This is a genomic window from Streptomyces sp. NPDC049541, from assembly GCF_044465725.1.
Lineage (GTDB): Bacteria > Actinomycetota > Actinomycetes > Streptomycetales > Streptomycetaceae > Streptomyces.
This window is the reverse complement of record NZ_JBITLY010000004.1, coordinates 698,396-715,229: the sequence shown is the minus strand read 5'-3', so window position 1 is coordinate 715,229 and position 16,834 is coordinate 698,396. Positions and strand designations below refer to the sequence as shown.

Here is a 16,834-nt window from a genome sequence, read left to right as displayed (position 1 = left end):
GCCCTGACGGGCACGGACGTCCGGACGGAGGCATGGCGCGTGGAGATGGCCGGCAACCAGGACGCCCCCACTGCCGTTGCCGTGGTGGGCCCCGACGGTTTGGTGAGCGGCTGGAGCGAGGGGGCTCGGCTGCTGCTGGGCTGGACGGCGCAGGACACCGTCGGCCGCCCCGTGGCCGATCTGCTGGTCGACCCGCCACCCGGCTTCCCCGAGGGCTACGGCGCCGGCCCCGACCCCACGGGCTTCGTCCCCCTGCGCCACCGGGACGGCTCCACGCTGGACGCCGTGGTGGCGGCTCACCCGTTGTTCGGCCCCGACAGCCGGGGGCTGGGCCACGCGCTGACCATCCAGCGCTGGGGGCGGCGCCCCGTGATCGCCGACCGGGCCTTCGAGCAGAGCCCCTTCGCTCTGGGCGTCTACGACCCCGAGCTGCGGTTCCTGTGGATCAACGCCTCCTCGGCCCGGGTGATCGCCCACACCGAGGAGCAGGTGCTCGGCAAGAAGTACCGCGACCTGTTCCCCGAATTCGACCGCACGCTGTTTCCCGAAAGGGACGACAAGCCCTACACCGACGCGCTCGCCCAAGTGGCGAGGACGGGCGAGCCCATGCGTCTCATCACCGTCTTCCAGCCGCTCGGCAGCAACTACGCCAACGCCTGGGCCACCAGCATCTGGCCCGTCCGGGATGCCGAGGGCAGGGTCCGCGCGGTCGCCAACTGGGGATTCGACATGAGCGCCGAGTACTGGGCTCGGCAACGCCTGCTCCTCCTCAACAAGGCCAGCGGCGGCATCGGCCGGACACTCGACGTGATCGGCACCGCCCAGGAACTGGCCGACACATCCGTGCCGGGATTCGCCGACCTCGTCACCGTGGATCTCTTCGACGAGGTGCTGCGCGGGGAGGAGCCCCCTTCGGTGTCCGCGTCGGGCCCCGGAGAGACGATCGTGCTCAGCCGTGCCGCCCGGCACAGGGCGAACGAGGACACCGAGCCCGCCCCCGGTCCCACGACGCCGGTCGGCCACCCTCCCGGTTCTGTCGCCGCCCGCTGCATGACCACGGGTCGGTCCACGGTGGAACTCGCCGGCGAGCCCGGCGAGGGCGGCGAATGGGCCTTCGGGCCCGGGCTCGCCGCCGACCCGGCCCACTGGCCGCCGGACAACCCGGTGATCGAGGAGTCCCTGGCCGCGGAGGGGCTGACCGGCCGGATCACCGTGCCGCTGCGGGCCCGCGGCGCGCTGCTCGGCGTCGTCGCCTTCTCCCGCCTCGACCGGCCGGAGGCCTTCACCGCCGACGACCTGATCCTGGCCGAAGAGCTGACGGCCAAGGCAGCCGTCGCCATCGACAACGCCCGCCGGTACTCGCGTGAGCGCACGACGGCGCTGACCCTGCAGCGCAGCCTCCTGCCGCAGGGGCTGCCCAAGCAGGAGGCGGTCGAGGTGGCGTCCCGCTATCTGCCCGCCGGGACCGGAGCAGAAGTGGGCGGTGACTGGTTCGACGTCATCCCGCTGTCCGGCGCCCGGGTCGCCCTGGTCGTCGGCGATGTCGTCGGTCACGGACTGCACGCCTCGGCCAGCATGGGCCGGCTGCGCACGGCGGTCCGTACCCTCGCCGACGTCGACCTGCCGCCGGAGGAGCTGCTGACCCACCTGGACGACCTGGTCCTGCACCTCGCCAGCGACCTCCAGGCCACCGGCGACTTCCAGCAGACGGGCGAGTCGGGGGCCACCTGCCTGTACACGGTCTACGACCCGGTCTCCCGCCGTCTCACGCTGGCCAGCGCCGGCCATCCCCTGCCGCTGATCATCTCCCCGGACGGCACCAGGAGCCCGGTACCCGCCCATCCGGGGCCACCGCTCGGCATCGGGGGGCTGCCTTTCGAGGCCACCGAGCTGGAGCTGCCCGAGGGCAGCCTGCTGACCCTCTACACCGACGGACTGCTGGAAAGCCGCGAGCGCGACGTCGACGAAGGGATCGCCGAACTGCACACGGTCCTGAACCCTTCGACGACCTCACTGGAAGCCCTGTGCGACACGGTGATCGACGCCATGCTCCCCGAACGCCGTACGGACGACGCCGCCTTGCTCCTCGCTCGCACTCGCGCGCTGGATCCCCGCCACGTCGCAGACTGGGACGTCGAGCCCGACACCGCCCAGGTGCCGCGCGCCAGGAAGTTCGCCGTCGACCAGGTGGACGCCTGGGGCCTGGAGGAGGCCTCCTTCGTCACGGAACTGGTCGTCAGCGAGCTGGTCACCAACGCCATCCGATACGGCGAGCCGCCGATCAGGCTGCGGCTGATTCGCGACACCGCCCTGATCTGCGAGGTCTCCGACGCCAGCAACACCGCTCCGCACCTGCGCCGGGCCCGCGCCTTCGACGAGGGCGGCCGGGGCCTGTTGCTCGTCGCCCAGCTCACCCAGGGCTGGGGCACCCGGCACACGACCAACGGCAAGACCATCTGGTGCGCGCAGTCCCTCCCCGAGCCGCACTGATCGCCGGATCTAAGGGCCCGAGCCGTCCTCCAGCTTCTCGAAGAAGAACTCGTGTTTCAGGAAGGAGACGTCGTACTCGTGACCGGGTTGCGGTGGCAGCAGTTGGGAGGCCTGGAACAGACGCCACCCGTCGTGCAGTGCGGCAAGCCCCGTGGGATAGGGCGGCTCGTCGCTGTCACCGGTCGTGGGACGGGTCCGGGCGGTCCCGTCGTACCGGGACCAGCCCACGACGTCGGAGTCCAGCGCCGACGTCGCGAGATAGAGGACCAGAACCTGCTGCCTCATGCGTGACTCCTCGTCAGGGTCGGCCGGTTGCTGACGCGCGTGACCCAGTACTCGACATCGAACGAGTCGTCACCGGTGAGGGCCCGCCACAACAGGACCCGGTTGTAGATCTCCAGTCGGCCCGTGGCCTGCTCGTACCAGGGGAAGTGCGTGTTGAGTTCCGCGGTCACCGCAGGGTCGTGCAGGTCGGAGAGGTCCCACAGACGTACCTGCGGCACGGTCGGGTTGAGACGGAGCTTGTACATGGAGCGGCGGTCCGCGGTGTCGTTGCGGCGGCCGCCGTGCCAGATGCCGTGGTGCACGAGCACGACCGTGCCTGCCGGGCAGGTCAGACGGGTCTGCCCCTTGAGGTTCTGGACACGGCCGACGTCCGTCTCGTTGATCCTGCGCAGATGGCTTCCGGGCACGCTGAGGGTGCCGCCCATCCCGGCGGTCACCTCGTGCGGGTAGTACATGAGCTGGATGTCGAACGCATCCGGGCGCACATCGATGATCGCGTCCGCATGGAGCGGCTGTGCCTGCCCCTCGTACGGCTCGCGGACATGAACCGCCTGGTGGTCGACGGTCGGCTCGGGGCCGACCAGGCTCTCGACGGCGCCCGCCACGACCGGCAGGGCGAGCAGCTCGTGGACGAAGGTGTCCGGCGCGAACGCCTTGCGCAACGGGGTGCCGTAGGACACTGCCGGCAGACCCTCGGTCAAGACCGCGACGGCCCGTTCATTGATCCCCTGCGGCACCACCCCGTCCAGGCGCAGGAATCCCTGCGCGACGAAGCGAGCCACCTGAACCGATGTCAGGAGTTGCTTGCTGGTTGACATACGACGAACGTACGGGCCCCGGCCCGCTCGGTCGTGGGCTGAAATCGTCCAGTGCTGGTAGTTTTCCATCCTCGTGAAGCATGTGACGCTACGGCTCGACGAGGCGCCCGGCGTGGTCGCTGCCGGCATCGGCGTACACGGCGTCTCCACCGCCCACGACGTCTTCCGGCTGCCCGACCTGTGGCAACTGCACCTCTACCACTACGAGGGTGCTCTGTCCCTCGGGCAGTCGGTCCACCCCATACGTCCCGGCCACGTCAGCCTGGTGCCGCCCAACACCGAGGTGCACTTCCATTACCGGGGCAGGTCGGAGCATTTCTACGTCCATCTGCGGCTGCCCGACGGCGGAACCGCGCGGGTGGTGCCGGTGATGCAGGACGCCGCGACCGAGAGCGCCCGCCTGGCCGATCTGCTGCGACACGCCGTCACGGCCATGCCGACCTCTTCCCTGCGCGCCACGGCCGAGGTCTGGACCGCGCTGTGGCGCATCGCCGAGTTGCCGAGGGGGGAGAGAGCCGGGCGCCGCCACCCCTTCGTGGCCGCCGCGCAGGCCTACGTCGAGGAACACCTGGCCGGACCGCTGTCCGTACCGGAGGTCGCGCACGCCGTCGGCATCTCCCACACGCACCTGACGCGCGTGTTCCGTGCCGAGACCGGCCGCACGGTCGTGTCGTACATCCGGCACCGACGCCTTCAACGCGCCCGCCACCTCCTGTTGTCGTCCACGCTTTCCATCACCGCCGTCGCCGCGGCCGTGGGCATCGCCGACCTCCAGGCCTTCAACAAGGCCTGCCGCCGTGAACTCGGCGCGAGCCCACGTGACGTACGAGCACAGGCCCTTGCGGGGCTGGACCGCCGAGAACCGTGAGTGACGCCGACGGCGGGCCACAGGATCTGCGGCAGCCCGCAGGCCGTCACTCCCCCGGCGAGGGCGGCGGCCTTCATCGGCGGAAGACGGGCGGCCTGCTCCTCAACGGCGGGCCACCGGCGGATGCGCTCGCTCGGCGTGGGTCACCCGCGGTGGAACCGGCCCGGTGACCTCCACGGTGGCCGGACGCAGCAGTTGCTCGCCGAGCCGGTAACCGGGACGGAGGACCGTCGAGCACACCAGGCCCTCCCGATCCGAGACCTGGTACGTCAGGGCGTCGTGACAGGCGGGGTCGAACGGATCGCCCGCCTCGCCGAACGACGTGACGCCCAGCGAGCCGAGCTGGTCCTTCAGGCTGTCGGCGATGTCCTTCAGGCCGGGCGTGAGCGGCTCGTGTGCGCACGCCCGGTCGACGGCGTCCAGGACCGGCAGCAGCGCCCGGAACACGTTCGCCACCGCGATCTCGCGCACGGCCAGGCGGTCCCGCCGCACCCGCTTGCGGTAGTTGTCGTACTCGGCCTTCACCCGCTGCAGGTCGGCGGTCCGCTCCTCCACCAGGCGCCGCAGCTCCTGCAGTTCGGTGCTCAGCGGCCCACTCCCGGTCATCGTCAGCCGGCCTCCGGCTTGTCGTCGTCGACGATCTCGGCGTCCACCACCTCGTCCTCCGACGAGCCACCGGCCGTACCGCCCGCGGACGCCCCGGCCGCGCCCGCCGGCTGCTCGGCCCGCGACTTCTCGTACAGGGCCGTGCCGATCTTCTGTGCGGCCTGCGAGGCACGGTCGATCGCCTGCCGGATCGCCGCCGTGTCCGTGCTCTCGTCCTTCAGCTTCTCCTTCAGGTCGGCCAGCGCGGTCTCCGTCTCGCTCTTCGCGTCGGCGGGGATGTTGTCCGCGTTGTCCGTGAGGAGCTTCTCCGTCGAGTAGACGAGCTGCTCGCCCCGGTTGCGGGTCTCGGCGGCCTCCCTGCGGCGCCGGTCCTCCTCGGCGTGCTGCTCGGCCGCGCGCACCATGCGGTCGATGTCGTCCTTGGGCAGCGCGGAGCCGCCGGTGACGGTCATCTTCTGCTCCTTGCCGGTGCCGAGGTCCTTGGCGGAGACGTGCATGATGCCGTTGGCGTCGATGTCGAAGGCGACCTCGATCTGCGGCAGTCCGCGCGGGGCCGGGGCGATGCCGGTCAGCTCGACCGTGGGCTCGCCGCCCTCGAGGACCGAGACCACCGAGTTCGTCGTTCCCAGGTCGATACCGACCGAGCGCGCCATCTCGCTCTTCCTCCTCACCCATGCGCTGCTTCACGTCTGTGGTCAGCCGGCGTCATCCGGACGGCCGCTCCCACCGGACGGGACCGGCGCGCAGCAGGGGCTCGGGGCGGGCCTCCCCCAGCAGCACCACAGACCGCGGGGCGGGACCGGCCGGCCGCACGAACACGGGTGCGCGGTCGTCTGCCCGCTCCGTCGTCCGTTCGTACGTCCGGTCGTAGGCCGCGCGCAGGGCCGGATCGCGAAGCGTCTCGTACGCCGCCCGTGCCTCACCGAACCGTTCGGCGGTGGCCGCGTCCACACGAGTGTCGGGGCGCAGCTCCCACACCCTGGCCCGGAAGGCGGAGGTGATCGCCTCGGCGGTTGCCGAGGGCTCCACCCCCAGCACCGCATACAGATCCGCTCCGCGGTCTTGCGCCTGCCTCCCGGCCACTTCCTCACCTCCTGCGAGCTGCGGCTTCGCCCTCACTTGCCTCCAGTCCCGAAATAAAACTTGAGCGCGTTGTTGTCAAGGCTTGATTTGGCGCACCGGGCACATCACGCCACGTCGGTCAAGCCATGGCAGAGGCGAGTTTCGGCCACGACTTCCTCAGCAACAGCATATGAACGCCCCAGAAAGAGCAAAGGAACGTCTCTGATTCAACAACCATCTTGTTGTCGTGACCCCGACATCCATACGGTCTGCGCGATCACGGTGCACACCCGGCACCGAGGTCGTACCCGCGCACCCCCCACAGCCCTTCCCGGTTCACCCACTATGCGAAGGACGTACGTTGCGCAGAACCGTTTCCCTCGCCGCCGTGGCCACGCTCGCCACGGCCGCCCTCGCCCTGGCCGCCCCGGTCGGCCAGGCAGCCCAGGCCGGCGCCTCCCCGTCCCACGGTGTCACCGTCGCCCATGCCTGCGCGACCCCGACGAAGAAGGGCGAGATGGCCTGCAACGCCCTTCAGGTCACCTCCGGCACCCCGAAGTCGGCGCACGCCGAGAGTGACCTGACGGCCGCCGCCGCGCCCTCCGGCTACGGCCCCGCCTCGCTGCAGTCGGCGTACAACCTGCCCTCCGGGAGCGGGGGTTCGGGCCAGACGGTGGCGATCGTCGACGCCTACGACGACCCCAACGCCGAGGCCGATCTCGCCACCTACCGCTCCCAGTACGGCCTGTCCGCCTGCACCACCGCCAACGGCTGCTTCAAGAAGGTCAACCAGAGCGGCGGCACCAGCTACCCGCGCGGCGACTCCGGATGGGCCGAGGAGATATCCCTCGACCTCGACATGGTCAGCGCGGCCTGTCCGAACTGCAAGATCCTGCTGGTGGAGGCCAGTTCGGCGAGCATGACCAACCTCGGTACGGCCGTCAACACCGCCGTGCGACTGGGCGCGAAGTTCGTCTCCAACAGCTATGGCGGCTCCGAGTCCTCCAGCGACTCGACGTACGACTCCAGCTACTTCAACCACCCGGGCGTCGCCATCACCGTCTCCTCCGGCGACAACGGCTACGGCGTGGAGTACCCGGCCGCGTCCAAGTACGTGACGGCGGTGGGCGGTACGTCTCTGAAGACCGCGTCGAACGCGCGTGGCTGGTCCGACACCGTATGGAGCGGTGCGGGCTCCGGCTGCTCCACGTACGACGCCAAGCCCAGCTGGCAGAAGGACACCGGCTGCACCAGCCGCACGGTGGCGGACGTGTCCGCGGTCGCCGACCCGAACACCGGTGTCGCGGTCTACGACAGCTACCGCTCGGCCACCGGCTGGATGGTCTTCGGCGGCACCAGCGCCTCCTCCCCGCTGATCGCGGCGACGTACGCACTGAGCGGTGCACCGTCCGCCGGTTCCTACCCCGCATCCTTCCCGTACGCGCACACCTCGGCGCTGTACGACGTCACCAGCGGCTCCAACGGCAGCTGCGGCGGTTCCTACCTCTGCACCGGCACCACCGGGTACGACGGCCCGTCCGGGCTCGGCGTCCCGAACGGGACGGCCGCGTTCACCGGCTGAACATGACGTGACCCGGCCGGAGCCGACGGCGACGTCGGCTCCGGCTCATCCCAAAAGGTCGCGTCCTTCACGAAGGTCGACGTGCCGTCGTTCGCGTCCAAGCGGCCCCGGAAGTCGTAGGGGCGCAGGTAGTTGCCGGATGCGTCGCGGAAGGAGAAGGCGTTCGAGTCGGCGAGGCCCGCGACGACCGTGAAGGTGGACGCCGTCTTCTCGGCCAGTAACGCGTGGGGCAGTTCGCCGACTGGAAGGAGCGCGTCACGTTCTTCGCGAGGCTCGGAGCGGCGGACACCGTCTCCTTGACGACCGTGAAGTGGCGTGCCGTGCCGGAGATCGAGGGCAGCGCCTTCGGGGCCGTCCACGTCGCGAAGGTGTCGTAGCTGTGGAGCTGGATCACGGACGGGCCCTCGCGATAGCTGCCCCAGCCCGCCCAGTCGCCGGTCCGGGTGATCGTGAACGGGCCGGGTGAAGATCCACTCGTCGCTGGTGAGCGAGCAGGCCACGATGATGCTCACGCTGCCGTCGCTGTCGACGAACCACTCGGGCGCCCAGGCCCGGGACAGGTGAGGAACGGGACGATGGCGTAGCGGGTGGCGGAGCCGCTCGCCGGTGCTGCGGCCGATGCCGTGCCGAGCAGGCCGGGCAGTTCGCCCAGAGTCCAACCGAAATCCAGCCGAAACGTGATGTTCGATATGTCGGACACAGTTCGACAAGTCGACCGGGAGGTAAAGGTGGGGCGTTTGTGCGTCAATGGATTGAGCAGGACTGGATGGCGCCTGCGTGGTGGCTGTCCTTCCGGCGAATCGCCGCCGAGGGAAGGGATGTTCGAGATGCCGTACCGCTTCGGCCCATAGGACGTTACCGTTCAGTAGACAACGCCGTCCCGGAGAGGTGTCCCGTATGACGCTCGACCGTGCCGCAGGCCTGGCGGAGTCCGCCCGAGCTCTTGCCGAGGGGGAGACCACCTCCCGCGCACTCGTCGAGCAGGCCCTCGCGCGGATCGAGGCGACGCAGTCCACCCTCAACGCCTTCCGGATCGTGCGCGCCGAAGCCGCCCTCGCCGAGGCCGACGCGGCGGACGAACAGCTGGCCGCCGGGGTGCGCACACCGCTGCTCGGCGTGCCCGTCGCCGTCAAGGACGACATGGACGTGGCCGGCGAGCCGACCGCCTTCGGCTGCGACGGGGAGTTCCCGCCGGTCGCCGAGGACGGCGAGGCCGTACGGCGGTTGCGCGCGGCCGGGGCCGTGATCGTCGGTAAGACCAACACCTGCGAGTTCGGACAGTGGCCCTTCACCGAAGGGCCCGCCTTCGGCGCGACCCGCAATCCGTGGCACACGGAGCACACGCCCGGCGGCTCGTCCGGCGGGTCGGCCGCCGCCGTGGCCGCCGGTCTGGTGCCCGCCGCGCTCGGTTCGGACGGCGCCGGATCCGTGCGCATCCCCGCCTCCTGGACCCACCTCGTCGGCATCAAGCCGCAGCGCGGCCGCATCTCCACCTGGCCGCGCGGCGAGTCCTTCCAGGGCATCACCGTCAACGGCACCCTTGCCCGCACGGTCGCGGACGCCGCCCTGCTCCTCGACGCCGCGAGCGGCAACCACGAGCGCGATCCGCACCGGCCGGCGGCCGTCAACGCCCTGGAGGCGGTGGGCCGCGAGCCCGGGCGGCTGCGCATCGCGCTCTCCCTCAAACCGCCGTTCACCGCCGTGCCCGCCCGCCTGCAGCCGGAGGTCCGCGCCCGCGTGCTCCAACTGGCCGAGCAGCTCAGCGCGTTGGGGCATGTCGTGGAGGAGGCCGACCCGCCCTACGGGCAGATCGGGCTCACCTTCGTACCCCGCGCCACCGCGGGCATCGCAGAGCGCGTGGCCGAGACGCCGTTCCCCGCTCTCCTGGACCGGCGCACCCGCGAGGCGGCCCGCCTGGGGCGGTTGCTCGGCGGGGTACCGCTCAAGGCGGCGCGGCGCGCGGAGGCGGTGCTGCAGCGTCGTATCGGCGCCTTCTTCGAGTCGTACGACGTGGTCCTCGCACCCACGACCGCCGCTCCCCCGCCGCGCATCGGCGCGATGCTCTCGCTGAGCGGTTTCGCCACCGACCGGGCGATGATCGCCGCCTGCCCTTACGCCTGGCCGTGGAACGTGCTGGGCTGGCCCGGGGTCAACGTGCCCGCCGGGTTCGTGAACGGCGGACTGCCCGTGGGGGCGCAGCTGCTCGGGCCGGCCGGCAGCGAACCCTTGCTGATCTCGCTCGCCGCGCAACTGGAGGCGGAGCTGCGCTGGCACGAGGCGTGGCCGCCGCAGCGGGCCGTCACGGACTCCCCGGCGGCGTAGGCGGGTTCGGCCCGTACGCTGTGGCCATGGACGATGCGTCGATGGTCGGGCTCATGGGGCGGGTCACCGGTACGGTCGGGCCCGGGCTCGTCGGCGAGGTGATCGTCCGGGTGCGGGGCGGGGCCGAGCACTTCCTCGCGTACGCCGCCACCGGAACCGACCGGATCGAGCGGGGCACGGTCGTGATGGTCGTCGAGTACCTGCCGCCCAGGACCGTCTACGTCACCGCCGCATACGACAGTTGAGCATGCTCCGCCCCAGGTGAGAGCCTTGGCAAGGGGGGACGTCAAGAAAACGACAAGGATTCACAGGCGTCTTCTCACCGGCCTCGCGCAGGAGCACACTCCCTTCGTTCGGTGCCGAAAGGGCACCATGCAAAGGGGGCGTATGCCGATGGTTGTCGGCGTCGTTGCGGGAGTGGTGGTTGCCTCCATTCTCGTTCTGATCGGTCTGTTCAAGCTCATGTGGCGCGTCGCCGAGCCCAACGAGGCGCTCGTCATCTCCGGCTCGAAGCACAAGACGGAGGGGCTCGGCGAGGGCATGGGATTCCGCATCGTCACCGGGCGCGGCACGCTGGTGCTGCCCGGTGTGCAGGCGGTGCGCAAGCTCTCGCTCGACCTGAACGAGACCGAACTGCATGTGGACTGCGTGACCCACCAGGGCATTCCGCTCAAGGTGCGGGGCGTGGTCATCTTCAAGGTGGGCGACGACTACGTGTCGATCGCGAACGCGTCCCGCCGCTTCCTCGACCAGCAGAAGCTGATGGCGGAGCGGGTGCACAACGTGTTCGCCGGTCATCTGCGCTCCATCGTCGGCGGGTTGACCGTCGAGGACATGATCCGCGACCGGGAGAAGCTCACCGCGCAGACCCGGGCCGCCTGCGGCACGGAGATGGAGAAGCTGGGGCTCATCGTGGACTCCCTGCAGATCCATGAGATCGAGGACCCGACCGGGTACATCCAAAACCTGGCCGCACCGCACGCCTCCGCCGTCCAGCGGGACGCGCGGATCGCGCAGGCGGAGTCGAACCGGCTGGCCACCGAGGCCGAGCAGCAGTCGTTCGCGCGGATGGCGGAGGCGACCCGGGACAGCGAGATCCTGCAGGCCGGTTACCAGGCCGAGCGGGACAAGGCGGCCGCACAGGCACGGCAGGCGGGCCCGCTCGCCGATGCCGCCGCCCGGCAGGAGGTCGTCGTCCAGGAGACCCGGGTCGCCGAACTCGAGGCGCACCGGCGGGAACAGCAGCTCCAGGCGGACGTCCGCAAGCCCGCGGACGCCAAGGCCTACGAGAAGCGCACGCTGGCCGAGGCCGAGCGCGACGCGCGGATCTCGGCGGCGCAGGCCAAGGCGAAGGAGACGGAGCTGGCGGCCGCCGCTGAGGCGACCCGGGTCAAGACGGCCGCGAGCGCCGAGGCCGAGGCGACCAAGGCACGCGGTGCGGCGGCCGCCACGGCGACCAGGGCCACCGGTGAGGCCGAGGCGGCCGCCGCGCAGGCCAAGGGTCTGGCGGACGCCGAGGCCACCAGGGCCAAGGGCCTCGCCGAGGCGGAGGCCATCAAGGCGCGGGCCGCGGCCCTGGCCGAGAACCAGGAGGCGGTCGTCGCCCAGCAACTCGCCGAGAACTGGCCGGAGATCGTCAAGGCGGGCGCGTCCGCTTTCGGCAGCGTCGACAACATGGTGGTGCTCAACGGCGCGGACGGCATGGCCGAGATGCTCGCCAAGGCGCTCACCATGGGCGGCGCCGGCCTCGGCCTGGCCCGCCAGCTGCTGGCCTCGATGAACCAGAACGGGCAGACCCCGCACGGCACTTCGCCCTCCCTGAACGGAATGGCGGTACCGCCGTCGCAGAAGGTACCGGTGGAGAAGGAGGGATAACCGCACCCGGCGCAGGTACGACAGCAGCCCCCGGGGGCCCTCGTTTTCGAGGGCCCCCGGCCTGCTGAGGCGCCCCGCCCCTCTAAGGTGCCTGCGTGACTGCGTTTACCGATGAGAACGTCCCGGGCCGCTTCGGCCCCACCGCCACCACCGAGGCCGACCCCCGCCAGGTCGGCAGGGTGCGCACCGAGTACTCCCCCGCGCACGACGGCGACCCCGACCCCGGCGAGATCGTGTGGACCTGGGTGCCCTTCGAGGAGAACGACGGCCGCGGCAAGGACCGCCCGGTGCTCGTCGTCGCCCGTGAGAGCGCCGGCACGCTGCTCGCCGTACAGCTGTCCAGCAAGCGGCACGACGACGACCGGGAGTGGGTGGCGATCGGCAGCGGGCCCTGGGACCGGTCGGGGCGCGACTCATGGGTCGACGTGGACCGGGTGCTGCGGCTGCACGAGGACGGCATGCGCCGCGAGGCCTGCGCCCTGGACCGCGGCCGGTTCAACCTGGTGCGGCAGCGGCTGGCGGAGCGCTACGGCTGGAGCTGAACACGGGGCCCCGGCCGGTCAGGCCGGGGCCCCGCGCAGTCATACCGGTTCGGGCCGGGGCTCCAGTTGCCGTACCGGAGCCGGCGTCGGCTCCCACGCTCCGGTGGTCCGTACATAGTCGTAGATCACCGAGATCATCGCCAGCAGGAGCAGCGGCCCGAACAGCCACGCGTGCCTGGCCATCTCCATCGGCAGACAGCGGTACGACACCAGCAGGGCGGCGAAGACCGTTGCGCCGTGGGCGACCAGCTGGATCCCCGACCGGTCCCAGCCGCGGGTGTGCGCGCGCAGAGCTGCCTCGATGGTGAGCGTGAACACCGCGCCCGCGATGAGGTCCGCGCCGTAGTGGTAGCCGAAACCCAGCGTGGCGCAGAGCGTCGCGATCAGCCAGAACGTGCCGGCGAAGCGCAGCGCCCGTGGGCCCTTCCGGGAATGGATGAAGATCGCGGTGGCCCATGCCGTGTGCAGGCTGGGCATGCAGTTGCGCGGTGTGTACGCGTCGAACGGCATCGGATGCGGGGCATGGAGCGGCGGGGCCGTGCCCGGCCACAGGTCGGCCACCGCCCAGTGCACGGTGGGCAGTGCGTCCGGCGCCAGGTCGGGCGAGGGCCACTGGTCCGTGCCGGTGCCGTAGGCGAAGATCGGCCCGACCACCGGGAAGATCATGTAGATGGCCGGTCCGAGGAGGCCGATCACCAAGAACGTGCGCACCAGATGGTGACTGGGGAAGCGGCGCTCGGCGGCCACATTGCGCAGTTGGTACAGCGTCACGACGACGGCGGCCACCGCGAGCTGGCCGTAGACGAGGTCGAGAAGATGGAAGCCGACGGGACCAGTGGCCTTGACGACCCGGCCCACCAGCCAGGACGGATTGCCCAGCGCGTGATCGGCGGTTGCCACGTACTGGTCGAGCACCATGTGGCGCGACTTCGACGTGATGAGCAGCCAGGTGTCACCGGTCTTGCGCCCGGCCACCAGCAGCAGGGCCAGCCCGACGCCCTTCAGCAGCAGGACACGTTCCTGGCCGGTGCGGCGTGTGACGGCGATGACGGCGCAGCCCAGAATCACCCACAACGCACCGTTTCCGAACGGATGATGCCCCTCGGTCACCTTGACATCGCACGCCCAGCGCACCACCACGAAGACGATGTCGATGCCGATCGCGGTACCCGCCGCGATGAACCGTTGCCGCCGGGTGAGCACCACCATCATCAAGCCCATGCTGGCGTACAGCAGGAAGCCCGATTTCGGGGGCAGTACCACCTCCTGCGCCTGGGTCGTGAGTGGCCCCGGCAGGCCGTAGTGGCGCGCGGCGACCTCCAACGCGAGGAGGAATCCGAGCACCACTACACCCGCCGCGGTCCACAGCAGCGTCCGCGGCCGCCACCTGGTGGCGAAGGGAGAACTGGATCTCGTTCGCGGGAACCACCGCGATTCTCTGGGTATCAATTGGCTGGCCGATTTTTCAGATGTTGGTTGGTCAGGTCGCTTTTCGTGCTGGTCGGCAAGGTTTCTCGGCAGAGGGCGGACTGGGGCGGCGATCGTCGTGGGCTCGAACATGCTATCGGGGCGGCGCAAGTGGGTTTCGCTGGTCACGGACGCTCTCTCGACGCCCGCACCGACTGAGAAGACCCGTGCGGCCCGAAGAAGGTTCCCTCACCCGGCAGTCAGCAGACCGATTCCCAGGACGATCAGGGCCGCGACCTTGGCGGCTTCGAGGGCGACGTAGTACAGGTGGTCTCGCGAGCGGGGCAGGTCCTCGCCCGCCAGGACCCGGTCCGACCTACGGTTGAGGCGCGGGCGTACCGCGAGCAGTTGCGCGAGGAGCAGCACCACCACGGCGGCGGCCGACGTCACGACCCGGCCCGGCGGATCGCCCGCCGCGACGGCGGCCACGACCACGACGGCGAGCACGGCCTCGGTGAGGTTCAGCGCCCGGAAGACCAGCCGGCCGATCCCCAGCCCGACGGGAAGGGTCACGCCCGGCGCACGGAACTTCAGCGGTGCTTCCAGGAAGGAGATCGCCAGCACCATGCCGAGCCAGACGAAGGTGATCGCCGCCGCCACCGCGGCCCACGTGGGGTACATCAAGGATGCCTTTCTGCTGTCTGCTGCGGTGCGGGCGCCAGACGGGCCAGGCATGCATCGGGTTCGGCGAACGGTTCCAGCTCGGTCACGCTCAGCGGGGCACGCAGTTCGGCCAGCGCGCCCTGCATCAGCGCCAGATGCAGGGGGCAGACCAACTGGCCGTACTCCTCGGCGAGTTCGAGGAAGGGGCAGTGCCGCAGCCGGATCCGTGCGGGGACCTTGCCGCCTTCCGGGTCCGGGGCGAAGCCGAGACCGTCCAGCAGCTCGACGAGCCGGCCCGCCGACTCCTCGGGGGTGGGCCGCCGGGACGGGGGCGGCGCCTCGACCAGGGAACGGCCCCAGGCTCGGCCGGCCTCCATCGCGGTGGACCGCGCGTCGGGCCCCTTGGCGGCGATCCGGCCGAGCAGCATCTGCGCGAGCAGCCGATAGCTGCGGACTCCGCCACGGTCCATGCCGGGCCTCGGGGCGTAGACGGTGCGCGGCCGCCCGGGCCCCGAGGGCTCCAGTACACGCCGCTCGACCAGGCCCGCGCCGACCAGGGCCTCCAGGTGGAAGCGGACGGTGTTGGGGTGGACGCCGATGCGCTCGGCCGTCTCCGCGACGCCGAGCGGGGCCGCGGCCGTGCGCAGCACGTCGAGGACCTCGCGCCGGCGCGGGCTTCTGCGCGCCCCTGACATCCCCCACTCCCCTCCCACCTGCGACCATTTTCTCCAAATAATACTTGTAATAATTGGTGGGCAAGCAGTGGGACCGGCGAGTGCGGACAACTGGAGGGGAGCCGATGAGCAAGGCCGAGAGGCAGGTCGGCCAGGATGCGGAGGCCGCGGTCCCGCGCATCCTGGGCAACACCGACGCCTTGAGCGCCACGGCTTCCAGCGATACCGCGGTGCTGTGGAAGCTCGCCGAGAGCGGACGCCAACTCGACGCCAATGTGGTCCGCTTGACTCCGGGCCGCCATATCGCCCCGCACGCGGAGCCCGACCTGGACGTACTGGTGCTCGTCGTCGCGGGCGACGGCGTCCTCGGCGCCGGTCCGCAGGACGAGCCGCAGGCCCTGAACACCGGCACCCTGCTCTGGCTCCCCCACGGCTCCACCCGCAGCATCACCGCGGGGGACGACGGCCTCGCCTATCTGACAGTCCACCGCCGCCGCCCCGGCCTTCAGATCGGCCAGGCTCCCTGAGACCGCGCCGCACGGCCCTCCAGGGCATGTGCGAGAGCAACTGGAAGCGAAGCTCTGGGTCGGGGAACTCGGACCGTCTTTCGTCCGTCTTCCTCTGTGAGTCCCCCGCAGCATCCCCCGTCTGCGGGGGGCTCACCGACTCGACTGTGTCTGCTCCACGGGAAACGCGTGTGCGAACGCGCCTCGGACCGTGTGGCCCGTCGTGCGGTCCAGGATCCCGAACGTCACCCGCTCGAAGGTCCGGGTGAAGCGGCCGCCGGGGCCGAGAAGCACCCGGAAGGCGTCCGCCACCTGGGCCGGGTCGTTCTGGAAGACCCCGCAGCCCCACGCGCCCAGCACCAGTCGCCGGTAGCCGTTGAGGGCGGCCGTCTCCAGCACCCGCTCGGCGCGGGCGGCCAGGGCCTGCGGCAGTTCGGTGGCGCGCTGCGGCGCCGTACGCCTGATCACTCCCGCGTTCGGGGCGGCGGCGGTCAGGAAGCCCGCGGTGTACGGCTCGTCCAGCAGGCGGCCGCGGTCGTCGCGGAAGACGGGCACCTCCGGGGAGTGGATGACCCGGTCGGTGTAGAACGGGTCGCGGTGGGTGCGGTGGTGGTCGTAGAACTCCGGGGCCCGCAGCAGGCAGGTGTACAGCGCGGAGGCGCGGCACAGGGCCTCTTCCTGGGCCTGGGCGCCGTTGCGGAAACCGCCGCCGGGGTTGCGGGCCGAGGCGAAGTTCAGCACCGCGACCCGCCCGCCGATCCGGCGCGCCGCCTCGAGGCTGCTCTCGCCCGTGACCTCGAAGAACGTATCGGCAGTGGCGGCCGGTGACACCTGCACGGGCTCCGGCCCGTACATCCGCGTACCGGACCGCGCCGCCTCCACCGCCGCGGCAAGGGACACCTCGCGCCCGTTGGACGCCTGATACGCGCCCGCCGCCACGATCTGTTCCGTCTGCCGCGCGATGCCGCGCAGGCGCGCGCTCATGGCGCCACCCCCGTGTGCGCCATGCTCGCGCGCCGTGCGCGCTCCCCCGTCGTGCTCATGGACCGATCGTGGGCGATCCTGGACATGCGGTGCAACAGAGTTTCCGCGTCCGCGAACGCCCAGGAACGCCACAGGAAACGCCCGGAACGA

Annotated in this window: 16 protein-coding genes and 2 pseudogenes; 8 read left to right on the top strand and 10 right to left on the bottom strand. The window is 71.0% G+C overall.

Going from position 1 to position 16,834, the window contains the following annotated elements:
* Positions 1 to 45 precede the first annotated feature (45 nt).
* Positions 46 to 2,490, top strand: a complete 2,445-nt coding sequence (locus tag ACIBW9_RS19130) for a SpoIIE family protein phosphatase (protein WP_398956520.1) — start codon at positions 46 to 48, stop codon at positions 2,488 to 2,490.
* A gap of 9 nt (positions 2,491 to 2,499) precedes the next feature.
* Here ACIBW9_RS19130 and ACIBW9_RS19125 read toward each other — a convergent pair whose 3' ends face one another.
* Positions 2,500 to 2,775 (bottom strand): hypothetical protein, encoded by a 276-nt coding sequence (locus ACIBW9_RS19125; RefSeq protein ID WP_398956410.1) that lies wholly within the window; start codon positions 2,773 to 2,775, stop codon positions 2,500 to 2,502.
* Positions 2,772 to 3,593, bottom strand: a complete 822-nt coding sequence (locus ACIBW9_RS19120) for a phytanoyl-CoA dioxygenase family protein (protein ID WP_398956408.1) — start codon at positions 3,591 to 3,593, stop codon at positions 2,772 to 2,774. The genes ACIBW9_RS19125 and ACIBW9_RS19120 overlap by 4 nt, the downstream gene beginning before the upstream one ends.
* A gap of 82 nt (positions 3,594 to 3,675) precedes the next feature.
* On the opposite strand from ACIBW9_RS19120, the gene ACIBW9_RS19115 reads away from it, so the two are divergent.
* Positions 3,676 to 4,461 carry a helix-turn-helix domain-containing protein gene (locus ACIBW9_RS19115; protein WP_398956518.1) on the top strand — a complete coding sequence of 262 codons (786 nt, stop codon included), beginning with the start codon at positions 3,676 to 3,678 and terminating at the stop codon, positions 4,459 to 4,461.
* Between the two features lie 102 nt (positions 4,462 to 4,563).
* On the opposite strand, the gene grpE is transcribed toward ACIBW9_RS19115, so the two are convergent.
* The 3 genes and pseudogenes from grpE to ACIBW9_RS19100 all read right to left on the bottom strand — a co-directional run bounded on the left by grpE (position 4,564) and on the right by ACIBW9_RS19100 (position 6,150).
* Entirely contained in the window at positions 4,564 to 5,067 is a 504-nt protein-coding gene (grpE, locus tag ACIBW9_RS19110; protein ID WP_398956405.1) for a nucleotide exchange factor GrpE, read from the bottom strand.
* A 2-nt stretch (positions 5,068 to 5,069) separates the two neighbouring features.
* A pseudogene (locus tag ACIBW9_RS19105) lies at positions 5,070 to 5,642 on the bottom strand (Hsp70 family protein); the annotation flags it as partial.
* 130 nt (positions 5,643 to 5,772) lie between these two features.
* Complete coding sequence (locus ACIBW9_RS19100; RefSeq protein WP_398956404.1) at positions 5,773 to 6,150, bottom strand: J domain-containing protein; 378 nt, start codon at positions 6,148 to 6,150, stop codon at positions 5,773 to 5,775.
* A 340-nt stretch (positions 6,151 to 6,490) separates the two neighbouring features.
* Here ACIBW9_RS19100 and ACIBW9_RS19095 point away from each other — a divergent pair, with 340 nt between their 5' ends.
* Positions 6,491 to 7,711, top strand: a complete 1,221-nt coding sequence (locus tag ACIBW9_RS19095; protein WP_398956402.1) for a peptidase S8 — start codon at positions 6,491 to 6,493, stop codon at positions 7,709 to 7,711.
* A gap of 53 nt (positions 7,712 to 7,764) precedes the next feature.
* Here ACIBW9_RS19095 and ACIBW9_RS19090 read toward each other — a convergent pair.
* Positions 7,765 to 8,283 (bottom strand): annotated as a pseudogene (locus ACIBW9_RS19090) (AbfB domain-containing protein); the annotation flags it as partial.
* Between the two features lie 325 nt (positions 8,284 to 8,608).
* Between ACIBW9_RS19090 and ACIBW9_RS19085 the strand changes: the two are divergent.
* The 4 genes from ACIBW9_RS19085 to ACIBW9_RS19070 all read left to right on the top strand — a co-directional run bounded on the left by ACIBW9_RS19085 (position 8,609) and on the right by ACIBW9_RS19070 (position 12,450).
* Entirely contained in the window at positions 8,609 to 10,033 is a 1,425-nt protein-coding gene (locus ACIBW9_RS19085) for an amidase (RefSeq protein WP_398956400.1), read from the top strand.
* 26 nt (positions 10,034 to 10,059) lie between these two features.
* Complete coding sequence (locus ACIBW9_RS19080; protein WP_030934944.1) at positions 10,060 to 10,278, top strand: hypothetical protein; 219 nt, start codon at positions 10,060 to 10,062, stop codon at positions 10,276 to 10,278.
* A gap of 142 nt (positions 10,279 to 10,420) precedes the next feature.
* Positions 10,421 to 11,908, top strand: a complete 1,488-nt coding sequence (locus tag ACIBW9_RS19075; RefSeq protein ID WP_398956397.1) for a flotillin family protein — start codon at positions 10,421 to 10,423, stop codon at positions 11,906 to 11,908.
* Positions 11,909 to 12,003: 95 nt separating this feature from the next.
* Complete coding sequence (locus ACIBW9_RS19070; RefSeq protein ID WP_389085929.1) at positions 12,004 to 12,450, top strand: type II toxin-antitoxin system PemK/MazF family toxin; 447 nt, start codon at positions 12,004 to 12,006, stop codon at positions 12,448 to 12,450.
* Between the two features lie 39 nt (positions 12,451 to 12,489).
* Here ACIBW9_RS19070 and ACIBW9_RS19065 read toward each other — a convergent pair whose 3' ends face one another.
* The 3 genes from ACIBW9_RS19065 to ACIBW9_RS19055 all read right to left on the bottom strand — a co-directional run bounded on the left by ACIBW9_RS19065 (position 12,490) and on the right by ACIBW9_RS19055 (position 15,215).
* The gene (locus ACIBW9_RS19065) at positions 12,490 to 13,821 is read right to left on the bottom strand and encodes a phosphatase PAP2 family protein (RefSeq protein ID WP_398956515.1); all 1,332 of its coding nucleotides are present in this window, start codon (positions 13,819 to 13,821) and stop codon (positions 12,490 to 12,492) included.
* 285 nt (positions 13,822 to 14,106) lie between these two features.
* The gene (locus tag ACIBW9_RS19060; RefSeq protein ID WP_398956395.1) at positions 14,107 to 14,538 is read right to left on the bottom strand and encodes a hypothetical protein; all 432 of its coding nucleotides are present in this window, start codon (positions 14,536 to 14,538) and stop codon (positions 14,107 to 14,109) included.
* Positions 14,538 to 15,215 (bottom strand): helix-turn-helix transcriptional regulator, encoded by a 678-nt coding sequence (locus tag ACIBW9_RS19055; protein WP_398956393.1) that lies wholly within the window; start codon positions 15,213 to 15,215, stop codon positions 14,538 to 14,540. The genes ACIBW9_RS19060 and ACIBW9_RS19055 overlap by 1 nt, the downstream gene beginning before the upstream one ends.
* Positions 15,216 to 15,319: 104 nt before the next feature.
* Here ACIBW9_RS19055 and ACIBW9_RS19050 point away from each other — a divergent pair, with 104 nt between their 5' ends.
* Complete coding sequence (locus ACIBW9_RS19050; protein WP_398956391.1) at positions 15,320 to 15,721, top strand: hypothetical protein; 402 nt, start codon at positions 15,320 to 15,322, stop codon at positions 15,719 to 15,721.
* Positions 15,722 to 15,853: 132 nt separating this feature from the next.
* Here the strand turns inward: ACIBW9_RS19050 and ACIBW9_RS19045 are convergent, their stop codons facing one another.
* The gene (locus tag ACIBW9_RS19045) at positions 15,854 to 16,684 is read right to left on the bottom strand and encodes a TIGR02452 family protein (protein ID WP_398956389.1); all 831 of its coding nucleotides are present in this window, start codon (positions 16,682 to 16,684) and stop codon (positions 15,854 to 15,856) included.
* Positions 16,685 to 16,834: the final 150 nt, after the last annotated feature.

What these genes read in the sequence shown, in the direction of transcription:
- ACIBW9_RS19050 (WP_398956391.1), top strand. Translation starts at nt 15,320, where the DNA reads ATGAGCAAGGCCGAGAGGCAGGTCGGCCAGGATGCGGAGGCCGCGGTC.
- ACIBW9_RS19045 (WP_398956389.1), bottom strand. Translation starts at nt 16,684, where the DNA reads ATGAGCGCGCGCCTGCGCGGCATCGCGCGGCAGACGGAACAGATCGTG.
- ACIBW9_RS19060 (WP_398956395.1), bottom strand. Translation starts at nt 14,538, where the DNA reads ATGTACCCCACGTGGGCCGCGGTGGCGGCGGCGATCACCTTCGTCTGG.
- ACIBW9_RS19130 (WP_398956520.1), top strand. Translation starts at nt 46, where the DNA reads ATGGCCGGCAACCAGGACGCCCCCACTGCCGTTGCCGTGGTGGGCCCC.
- ACIBW9_RS19075 (WP_398956397.1), top strand. Translation starts at nt 10,421, where the DNA reads ATGCCGATGGTTGTCGGCGTCGTTGCGGGAGTGGTGGTTGCCTCCATT.
- grpE (WP_398956405.1), bottom strand. Translation starts at nt 5,067, where the DNA reads ATGACCGGGAGTGGGCCGCTGAGCACCGAACTGCAGGAGCTGCGGCGC.
- ACIBW9_RS19125 (WP_398956410.1), bottom strand. Translation starts at nt 2,775, where the DNA reads ATGAGGCAGCAGGTTCTGGTCCTCTATCTCGCGACGTCGGCGCTGGAC.
- ACIBW9_RS19085 (WP_398956400.1), top strand. Translation starts at nt 8,609, where the DNA reads ATGACGCTCGACCGTGCCGCAGGCCTGGCGGAGTCCGCCCGAGCTCTT.
- ACIBW9_RS19055 (WP_398956393.1), bottom strand. Translation starts at nt 15,215, where the DNA reads ATGTCAGGGGCGCGCAGAAGCCCGCGCCGGCGCGAGGTCCTCGACGTG.
- ACIBW9_RS19120 (WP_398956408.1), bottom strand. Translation starts at nt 3,593, where the DNA reads ATGTCAACCAGCAAGCAACTCCTGACATCGGTTCAGGTGGCTCGCTTC.
- ACIBW9_RS19080 (WP_030934944.1), top strand. Translation starts at nt 10,060, where the DNA reads ATGGACGATGCGTCGATGGTCGGGCTCATGGGGCGGGTCACCGGTACG.